9 protein-coding genes are annotated in these 8,355 nt (G+C 47.6%); all 9 read right to left on the bottom strand.

Translation table 11 applies throughout. The features are described from left to right. Positions 1–132: 132 nt before the first annotated feature. Positions 133–789 (bottom strand): cytochrome c oxidase subunit 3 family protein, encoded by a 657-nt coding sequence (locus ACESLU_RS08470; protein ID WP_372637857.1) that lies wholly within the window; start codon positions 787–789, stop codon positions 133–135. Between the two features lie 40 nt (positions 790–829). Further along, positions 830–2,566 (bottom strand): cytochrome c oxidase subunit I, encoded by a 1,737-nt coding sequence (ctaD, locus tag ACESLU_RS08465; protein WP_372637854.1) that lies wholly within the window; start codon positions 2,564–2,566, stop codon positions 830–832. Position 2,567: 1 nt separating this feature from the next. Continuing rightward, positions 2,568–3,518 carry a cytochrome c oxidase subunit II gene (gene coxB, locus ACESLU_RS08460; protein ID WP_372637851.1) on the bottom strand — a complete coding sequence of 317 codons (951 nt, stop codon included), beginning with the start codon at positions 3,516–3,518 and terminating at the stop codon, positions 2,568–2,570. After that, positions 3,505–4,350 (bottom strand): SCO family protein, encoded by an 846-nt coding sequence (locus tag ACESLU_RS08455; protein ID WP_372637848.1) that lies wholly within the window; start codon positions 4,348–4,350, stop codon positions 3,505–3,507. Before ACESLU_RS08455 ends, coxB begins: the two co-directional genes overlap by 14 nt. A gap of 19 nt (positions 4,351–4,369) precedes the next feature. Next, complete coding sequence (locus tag ACESLU_RS08450) at positions 4,370–4,927, bottom strand: hypothetical protein (protein WP_372637845.1); 558 nt, start codon at positions 4,925–4,927, stop codon at positions 4,370–4,372. Positions 4,928–4,996: 69 nt separating this feature from the next. Beyond that, a complete protein-coding gene (locus ACESLU_RS08445; RefSeq protein WP_372637842.1) occupies positions 4,997–6,181 on the bottom strand; it encodes a hypothetical protein in 1,185 nt (394 codons plus the stop codon). A 45-nt stretch (positions 6,182–6,226) separates the two neighbouring features. Next, a complete protein-coding gene (locus tag ACESLU_RS08440) occupies positions 6,227–6,571 on the bottom strand; it encodes a cytochrome c (RefSeq protein ID WP_372637839.1) in 345 nt (114 codons plus the stop codon). Continuing rightward, on the bottom strand, positions 6,568–7,668 hold the full coding sequence (locus tag ACESLU_RS08435) for a c-type cytochrome (RefSeq protein ID WP_372637836.1): 1,101 nt from the start codon (positions 7,666–7,668) through the stop codon (positions 6,568–6,570). Before ACESLU_RS08435 ends, ACESLU_RS08440 begins: the two co-directional genes overlap by 4 nt. A gap of 35 nt (positions 7,669–7,703) precedes the next feature. After that, entirely contained in the window at positions 7,704–8,252 is a 549-nt protein-coding gene (locus tag ACESLU_RS08430) for a DUF3341 domain-containing protein (RefSeq protein WP_372637833.1), read from the bottom strand. Positions 8,253–8,355 lie beyond the last annotated feature (103 nt).

The raw sequence follows: 8,355 nt of genomic DNA, 5'->3' as shown, positions 1-8,355 counted from the left end.
CGGGTGGGGGAGGTGCAAGTAGTGAACAACAACGGTGAGCACCGTCAGTACCAAAAGTCCGCCGGCCACGCCTAATAAAGTTTTGTCTGTTGAAATATGATGTCCGCTCATAGGGATAGATCTTTTTTGTTATCAGTCAATTAAATAGAAGAGTGGAAAGAGGAAAATCCAGATGATATCGACCAGGTGCCAGTAAAGGCCCGTAATTTCAATGGGGCTGTAGTATTCACTGTTAAAATGTCTTTTGGAGGAGCGTACCAGCAGCCATGTCATTAACCCCATCCCAATGATAACATGGATGCCGTGCAGGCCGGTCATCAGGTAATAGAGGCTAAAAAAGACGTTCGCCTTGGGGTGGTCGATACCTTCAAAGGCATAGAACTTGCCTGGAAAGATTCCGAGGTCGAACTTATGGGTCCATTCGAAATACTTGATCACCATAAAAACCGCGGCCAGTGCCAGGGTGATGAGCAGGTTGATCGAAATATTCTTTTTTTGATTGAGCTGGGCCGACTTGATGGCCATGGCAACAGTGAGACTACTTCCGATAAGTACCACGGTGTTGACACCGCCCCAAAAAGTATCGAGCTGCTCCGATGCCATGACAAAGAGTTCCGGGTACCACAACCGGTATACAATATAAGCCGCAAAGAGTCCGCCGAACATTAGTATTTCTGTGACTAAAAAAATCCACATACCCATCTTTGCAGCGTCGAACTGCTGATCAGCATCAACAAAGTGATGCTGCTGGAATCTTGACTGTGAGGTTGTGGTTGAATGATTTGCCATAATTCAGATTGTACTGTTTAGTAATTTAAAACTCAGTTGGTTATTCACCTTTGGCCGTTTCTTCAGGGCTGCTGACGTCAATATCGGTACCGTGGCCATTTCCCCCGCTTTCTGCCAGCCCGAGCTGGAATTCATCCATCGGTTTGTGATAGTCGTACGGTCCGTTTATGATAACCGGCGTATGATGGAAGTTGTGCAGCGGCGGACGGGAATTTATCTGCCATTCGAGCGCGCGACTTCCCCAGGGGTTGGGAGATGCTTTTTTTCCGGTATAAATCGATTTTATGAGGTAGTAGAAGATCATTACGAAACCGATGCCCAGAATGTAGGATCCGATAGTCGAGATCTGGTGGTAGATCTGGAACTGGTCGATGTAATTGAAATACCTTCGGGGCATACCTAACGAGCCCATTACAAACTGCGGCAAAAAGGTAACGTTAAAGCCAATAAAGATGATACCGCAGGCAATTTTGGCCAGGGTTTCATTATACAAGCGTCCCGTTATCTTGGGCCACCAGTAGTGAATACCCGCTAAAAAGGCCATCACCATGCCGCCAACCATAACAAAATGGAAGTGGGCCACTACATAGTAGGTGTCGTGCAGGTGTACGTTCAGCGCAATGGATCCGAGTACAATTCCAGTTATTCCACCTACCAGGAACAGGAAGAAAAATCCGAAGATGTAAAGCAGGGGAGAGGCCAGCTGTATGGATCCTTTGTAAAGAGTGGCCGTCCAGTTAAACATTTTAATGCCGGTGGGAATGCCGACCAGGAAGGTCAGAAACGAGAAGACCATGGAAGCCAGCGAAGCCTGGCCGGAAACGAACATATGGTGACCCCAGACCAGGAAGCCGATAAAAGCAATGGCAAGGGAGGAGAGGGCAATAGCCCAATACCCGAAAATATGTTTTTTGGAGAAGGTGGAAATCACTTCCGAGACAATCCCAAAACCCGGTACAATCATAATATATACGGCCGGGTGGCTGTAAAACCAGAAAAAGTGCTGGAAGAGTACCGGGTCGCCGCCGAGTGCAGGGTCAAAAATACCGATTCCCAGTATGCGTTCCATTCCGATCAGCGCCAGCGTAATAGCAAGAACGGGGGTAGCCAGAATCTGAATAACACTGGTGGCATACAAGCTCCAGCTAAAAAGGGAGAGTTTGTCCCACGTAAGGCCCGGAGCTCGCAGTTTGTGAATGGTCGTTATAAAGTTGACTCCTGTTAGGATGGAAGAAAAACCGATGATAAAAACCCCGAAGACCATCAGGGTCACCGCTCCGCCCGTTGTCGAAGAGTAGGGAGTATAAAAAGTCCACCCCGTATCGATACCGCCTGTAAGAATAGATACGATGGCTATGACAGCACCAATCAGATAGAGGTAAAAACTCATTAAGTTCAGCCTGGGAAAAGCAACATCTTTAGCGCCCAGCTGCAACGGCAGGATAAAGTTACCCAGTGCGGCTGGCACCGAAGGCACCAGGAACAGGAAGACCATGATGGCTCCATGGAGGGTGAAAAGCTGGTTGTAGGTGTTGGCCTCGATAAACGTTTTAGCGGGAGTCCACAGTTCGGTACGCACCAGCAGCGCCAGGATACCCCCTACGAAAAAAAAGAAGGTGACAGAGCCGAGGAACATGATACCGATCTTCTTATGGTCGACCGTCGTCATCCATGCCCATAATCCCGTTTCCTCATTCAGGTAGTGTTTGTCAGGATCTGATTCCGGTTCATAACGCTGAACCTGGATTTTCTTAAGATTTGTTTCTTGAGTAGACATATTAGTTCAGTGTTTTTATGTATTCTATAATAGCATTAATCTGTTCGTCACTCAACTGTCCCTGGTACGTATTCATCACATTGGGAAAGCCGTCAACGACTTTGGCACCGGGTTCTAAAATCGATTCCCGTATATAATTTTCATCGGCCGTAACCGTGGAACCGTCCGACAACGGGACTTCGTGTTCAAACAACCCCTGCCAGGTGGGACCTGTCATATCGCTTCCATCCGTAGAGTGACAGGTGGTACAGGCCCATTCCTGCGCCAGTTGTTCCCCCCATTCCGCGGGTGCAAGGTCTTCAGGCTTGGATCCGCCTCCCGAGTTTTCCGCCAGCCAGCTTTGAAATTCCTCTTCTTCGTGTACAATTACTTTTGCCATCATGTCTGAGTGGGAAGTACCGCAATATTCGGTACAGAAGACATTGGATTCCCCGGGCTCCGGGGCGTTAAACCACACCTCGGTATAACGGCCGGGGAGAACATCCTGCTTGATCCGGTAATCCGGCACATAAAAAGAGTGAATGACGTCGCTGGAGTTCATGATCAGCTTAACAGGCCTCCCGGCGGGAACATGGAGCTCGCCATTGGTCCGCGCCCCGTTCTCGTAGGTGAACTGCCATATCCATTTCTGTCCCGTAACGTTTACTTCATAAGCGTCGTCGGGGGCTACGCGTTGTTCCATAAAAACCTGGTACCCCCAGCCAAAGATAATCAGCACTATTATGAGTGGTATTACCGACCAGGTGACTTCAAGCTTATTGTTATGAGTGATAAGCGGAGTTACCTCATCATCAGACTTTCGCCGGTACTTGACGACGAAGTATATGATAACCCCTATCAGGCCTATGGTTAGAGCAAGTCCGCTAAGGTGTACAAACCAAAAAAGAGAATCGGTGTTTTGAGCCAGCGTCGATTTTGCCGGCGGTAGTAGTAGATCGTTAAGCGCGTCCATTCGGTTCTTTTATTTGCTTTTCATTAGTAGAATATCGGTATCGCAGCCACATAAAGCCAAGAAATATACCCAGAATTATCATGGTAGCAAAGCCACCCAGCTTCATAATTCTCCAGGCAACGGGTGCGTACGAGTTGGAATCCGCATCATATTGATAGCAGTATAGCAATACCTGTTCGGCCGTACCGCCGATTTCGCCGTCTGCCGCCTCGTAAAGTGCATTCCGCATATTGAATTCGTCAAACTTCAGGCCGTAAAGATATCTTGTGATGGTGCCATCGGGACTCAAGAACATGATAGCCGCACCGTGGGCATACTGCCCGTTTTCAAGCCTGTTGTAATCAAAGCCTACGGCCCCGGTCAGTTTTTGGATATTTTTCTTGTTGCCACTTAGAAAATGCCAGCCGTTTTCGGCCCCTTTTCTATCCAGCTTGTTTAAAAATCGCTGCTTGTTTTCCGCTGCCAGCTCTTGTCCTTCTTCGTGATCGAAACTGAAAGTGATAATATTGTAGTCGGTTCCCGGACTCCATTGCAAATCCTTCACTCCCTGAAAGATTGCTTCTTTAATCATAGAACAGAGCTGGGGACATTCGTAATAAACCGGGTTCAACAGCACCGGCTTGTCATCCTCAAACAGTTCTTTCAGGGTTACCGAATCTCCTTCCGCACTGGCAAATGTCAGATCCAGCGGAATTTGTTCGCCCAGATGCTCAGTGACTCCGACATTTTCTATGTTTTCAGGTTTCTGCTGGTTAAGCTGTGCAACGGAACCTGCCGGTAGTAGGAATAAGCTTAAAAGTACAATAGCTGCTGGTCCTACATAGTAGTGCATTTCTATCTATATTTATAAATCAGTTATTTCCATCAGCAGCCATATCATTGATTACGCTGTCGACGGGCATTCTGTAAGTTCCTTCTTCAAGATTGACAACCCCAAAAGTGGTTATCCTTTCCTCTGCCTTTTTATTGAGCTGGGTCGCTTGGTAGTACTCGCCACTTTCGGCAGAAACGCGATCCTGCAGGGCCCGCTCATTATATTGAAACATTTCAAAAAGAGCCTGAACAAATACAATTACGAGAATGACGCCCAGAACGCTCCAAAAAACAAGGCGTTTATAATTCAGGTTGTCAAACATGACGCCATGATCCACCGCGCTGGCTACTTCTTCATCGGATATTGACAGGTCAACGTTCTCCGTTTCTTTTTTCTCCTTTTCAATATCTTCTTCGGCCGTTTCAAATATCTGCTCGCCCCCTTTTTCCAGTTCAGTTGCCCACATAAGAATAATCGAAACGGGCACGTCATATTGTTCAGAGAGGGTTTCGAGATTTTGCTTGGATTGCTCCAGCGCCTTGCGGGCAACCTTCTTTTTAAACTCCGGACTGTAGTTGTTTTCTTCGCTTGTCATAAAATTCAGAAACTTGTCATCGCAGCGGGCAGGCCCTTACTGCTTTAACGCATTAGACGATGGTTACGTTTAGTGTTTATTGAGAGAATCACCCAGTTGCGGGTCATTTACCGGAATCATCTTATTCTGTTTGAACTTGTGGAAAAACAGTCCCAGGAAGATGCCTCCCAGGCCAAAGAACGTGGTTATGATCATCCAGTTGAAATGGAAACCGTGATGGTCAAGCACCGGCATCACAAGCCAGTACAATTCAACCAGGTGCGCAGCCAGTATTAATACGGATATCGTGCCGACAATATTGTAATTGGACTTGCTGCGTTTGGGAAGCAGCACGATAAAGGGAATGACAAAGCGCCCAAACAGGTAAAAGTAAGCTAAATATTCATATCCGCCGCTGAGACGTTCCAAATACCAAACGGTCTCTTCGGGGATGTTGGCATAATAGATCAGTAAAAATTGACTGAAGGCGATATAGGCGTAAAAGACCGTAAATCCAAAGAGCTGAACGCCCAGATCATAGATATGTCCCCGTTGAATGGTATTGGTGAGCAAGCCCTTCTTCCAGAGGAAAAGTACAATAAGGATGAGAGTGGCAAATAGTCCCTGGAAACTCATTGCAAAATAATAGACGCCAAAGATGGTGGAATACCAGTGGGGATCGAGGGTCATCAGCCAGTCGAAGGAAGCAAAAGCCAGCGTAATACCAAAGAAAAAGAGACCGGGTCCGCTTGTCCTGCGCAACAGGGTTTGGAGTCCCCAGTCGCCGGTTTTATCCATTTCAACGGATTTATTGTAGAGGCGGTACCCCAGGAAGCTCCAGAGTGCGAAGTAAATAAACTGACGAATAATAAAAAAGGTAGTGTTCAGGTATGCCCATTTACCCTGCAGTACCGGGTCGCCGGCTACCGCGTCGGCATGGGTCCAGTGATAAAGCGAGTGCATGCCCAGCAGTACGGGAATAATAAACAATCCCCAGATCCAGAAATTGGATGAAATTGCTTCGGGAATTCGGCGAATGGCTACGCTCCAGTGCGATCGCGTTAGATGTTGAATAAGCACAAAGAACAAGCTGCCCAGGGCGATGCTGGAAAAGAAGGCGAAGTTGACCAGGTACGAAAAGAAAAACTGGTCGTGTTCAAGAAAATATCCTATGCCACTGGCTATTAAACCTACTATACCCACCCCAAATAGCGATTTGGTTACATTCAGGTCAGATGGAAAATCCAGTGTGTCGGTTAGTTTAGGATTGCTCATAATTTCTTTGAAAACAATTAAGCTTTTGGTATAAGAACGTTAATGTTAACGCAATGCCTTGATATAATCTGTAACTTCCTGCAGCTCCTGTTCAGTCATGAGATCTCTGAATGAAGGCATGTTGTCATTGAACCCCATTACAACTTTTGCGCCCGGATATTGTATCGACTCTTTGATATAACCTTCATCAGCGATCACCGTCGAACCGTCCGCAAGGTTACGTTCACTTCCGAATAAACCTCTTAACGACGGCGCCAGTTGCTGGTCCCCGTCGATGGGGTGACAGCTTTGGCAGTCATGGCTTTCAAAAAGTTTTTTCCCGTTGCGGGCGCTGGCAGACAGTGTGTCCGACGGCGCCCCGGTTGTCGTATCAGCAGTATCGGTTTTCACGGGACTAAAAAGCTTTTTTTTTGTGTTGTTGCCTGGGCTGTAATCGTCGTATCTGCGGGTTCACCTGCAGAAGCACTTTCTTCGTCTGATTCAGAACCTTCTTCCTCCGGAGGGTCCAGATCGCTTAGCGATTTAATATATTCGATTAGCGAATTGATATCACTGTCACTCAGATGATCGTAAGGCACCATCGAAGGAGGAAAGCCTTCAGCAATTTTGGCGGAGGGCTCTACAATGGATTCGCGCAGGTATTCCTCATCAGCTGTTACGGTTGAACCATCGTCCAGCGGCCGTTCTGACCCATACAGATTCTGCCAGGTGGGCCCCACGGTCTTAGAGCCGTCCGTGGAATGGCAGGCCCCGCAGGCATTTTCCGAAGAAACGGCTTTTCCGCGTTCTACAGATACCTCTCCACCTTCATCCTGGGGGGCGGCTTCTTCGGCTTCCGCCAGTGCTGCCTGCTGCTGTTGATACTCTTCCTGCATGGATGAGATATCAACATCGTATCTTCGAATTTCCTCTTCTGTGGCATTTTGACTTTGCTGCAGGGCACGCACATAGGCAACGATAGCCCAGCGATCTTTGACCGGAATCTGCTGGGCGTAAGAAGGCATATTGCGAATACCGTTGGCAATGGTGGAATAGATATAGCCGTCGCTCTCGTTGCGAAGGCGATCGATGTGAAAGCTCGGGGCCGGGACAAAGCCGTAGTTATTGGTCATGATAATGCCCTGTCCGTCACCGGCAATACCGTGACAGGGAGTACAGAATACTTCATAGCGATCCTTTCCGCGATACAAAAATGATCTTGTAAGCTCTGCGGGGATCTCATTGACATAGCTGCTGTCTTCGTTGATACCCTGGTAGTAGGCTTTATCCGCTTTTAAATTGCCGCGGGCTATAGTCCCTTCCACAGGCTGACGCATAGCGCGATTGTCGTCAAAGAACTCGTTGCGCTCCTGCGGTTCAAATCGCTCTTGCTGGTCCATGTTCATGTTGGGATGAACCGGGGGTTTCTCGGAAATTTGTCCACGACACGAGGCGAGGACCATCGGCAGAGCAACAGCCGCAAAAAATAAACACTTGGTAGCTTTCATCGGATTGTTATGCAAACTAAAGATTGTTTTGTGAGTTATTCCGAATCGTAAACGGTTTCTATGTGTGTGGCTCCGTTATCCTGGAACAGCTTGGCCACTTTTTCTTCGGCAAAAAGATCGTCCGACGCTTCCACACAGACGAAAAAACCGTCATCCGAAGCTTTGTCAAAGCGTTCCACATTAAAAAGCGGATTGTGTAAACGTGGCAGGTTGTTGAGAAAAAACATCCCGAAAACCGCTGCAAAAGCAGAGAACAGAACCGTTATTTCAAAGGTAATCGGTACATAAATGGGCAGATTGATATAGGGTTTTCCGCTGATATTCATCGGGTATTCGTAGCCCATTACCCAAATCATGAGTGCCAGGATTCCCACCATGCCGGTTATGGCGCCTCCCAGTACAATCCAGCCCAGGGGCGATTCTTTGAGTCCCATTGCCTTTTCCATCCCGTGGATGGGGAAAGGGGCATAGGTGTCGAAATCTTTATAGCCGGATTTTTTTACTGAAGCAGCCGCATCAACAAGTTCTTTGGGATTACGGAACTCAGCTAATACACCGTAAATATTGTTGTTTTCTGTTTCCATGATTATCAGTTACTAAACAGTTTGCTCTTGTTGTACTACTACAGGTTCGGTTTTGCTCGGGTCAAACTCGTTGGTCTCCCCGTCGTAATTGTGCGGGTCCGCC

It is taken from the genome of Fodinibius sp., assembly GCF_041642155.1.
Taxonomy (GTDB): domain Bacteria; phylum Bacteroidota; class Rhodothermia; order Balneolales; family Balneolaceae; genus Fodinibius.
This window is presented reverse-complemented; position numbering and strand designations above follow the sequence as displayed.